At 64.9% G+C, this 1,155-nt stretch carries 1 protein-coding gene and 1 pseudogene; both read right to left on the bottom strand.

Translation table 11 applies throughout. The annotated features are described in order from the left end of the window. Window positions 1-205: 205 nt before the first annotated feature. The gene (locus tag DMB66_RS59925; protein ID WP_125812701.1) at window positions 206-589 is read right to left on the bottom strand and encodes a hypothetical protein; all 384 of its coding nucleotides are present in this window, start codon (window positions 587-589) and stop codon (window positions 206-208) included. Window positions 590-682: 93 nt separating this feature from the next. Next, window positions 683-1,155 (bottom strand): annotated as a pseudogene (locus DMB66_RS62240) (hypothetical protein); the annotation flags it as partial.

The following is a 1,155-nucleotide window of genomic DNA, read 5'->3' as shown; positions in this document are numbered from 1 at the left end:
TGGCTCGCTGGGTCGGGGCGATCAGCAGATCCTCGGCAGTGCAGCGAGGAGCAGTTGCGGATCAGCAGCACCACCACCTCCAACGCGAAGCCGTTGCCGCCGCGCTGCCAGCGCGGTGGGAACCGAACCGGCACGGGGCGCATGGTGGAGCCACTGCTCGACCGGCGGACACGCCATCACCACTCCGACTGTCGTCAGCCCGTGGTCAGATCGCGGTGCGGTCGACGCTGCGCGGATCACTCACCTGACGGTCCCGGTAGATCTGTCCGTGCCGGGCCAGCGCTCGCCACGGACGAGCGAGGTTCAGCGCGACATGTAGCTTGCGGATCCTCGCGGTCGAGCTCGGCCACGACGAGATCGCCGGACGGTGCGAGGTCAGCGATCGGGCACCGTTAGGGCCGTCTAACCCGGACGGCACCAGGTGCCCGGTCTGCGCTGGCCCCGACAGCGGCACCCAGAAGTTGTTGATCGCGGCGAGAGCGCGGGCCTTGACGTGGAAGATCTCGTTAATGGGATAGGCCGACAGCAGCAGGCAGTCAACGCCGAGCTGTTCGTACTCGCTAAAAAGCACGGGAAAGTTGATCTCCACGTGCTCATCGTGAGCCATGGTCATTCCCCTGACACCGCCTCGCTTGACTGACGCGAGCGATCGGCATGTTCTCGTGTGATCCACTCGCATGGTTCACGCTGTGCTTGCGATCCGGGGTAGTGATTCGGTAAGAACCTTCGCTGCCTCGGCGGCCATGCTCGTCAGGTGTGTGATGACCGGATCGTTGGGTGAGACGCCGTATAGGCCGCTGGCGGTCATGATCGCGGTGAGCTTCTCACGCTGACCGGCCGTGATTGTCCCGAGTAGGCCATTCGAGCCGGATAGGTCTCTGGCGCCGTATCCGTCGTCCGAGGCGATTACCGATTCCGTTGCGTGTTGGAGAACGCGGGCGGCAAGGCCGGGATCGGATGGCTGTGCGATCAGTGCGAGGGTGACCCCGAGCCGGGTTCGGTAGGAGATGAAGCCCTTCTCTGGACGAGCCTGTAGGTATCTGCCGACGGCAGCGTTCAGCAGGTTGGCCGACCCCGGTGTGCCGGGTTGGCGGAACATCAGTTGCAGGCAGTCTGCGACGTCGCGTTCCCAGTCCTGGCCGGCGTGGGTGGTGT

This window comes from Actinoplanes sp. ATCC 53533, from assembly GCF_003947245.1.
The sequence above is the reverse complement of the archived record's forward strand: the minus strand, read 5'-3'. Positions and strand labels throughout refer to the sequence as shown.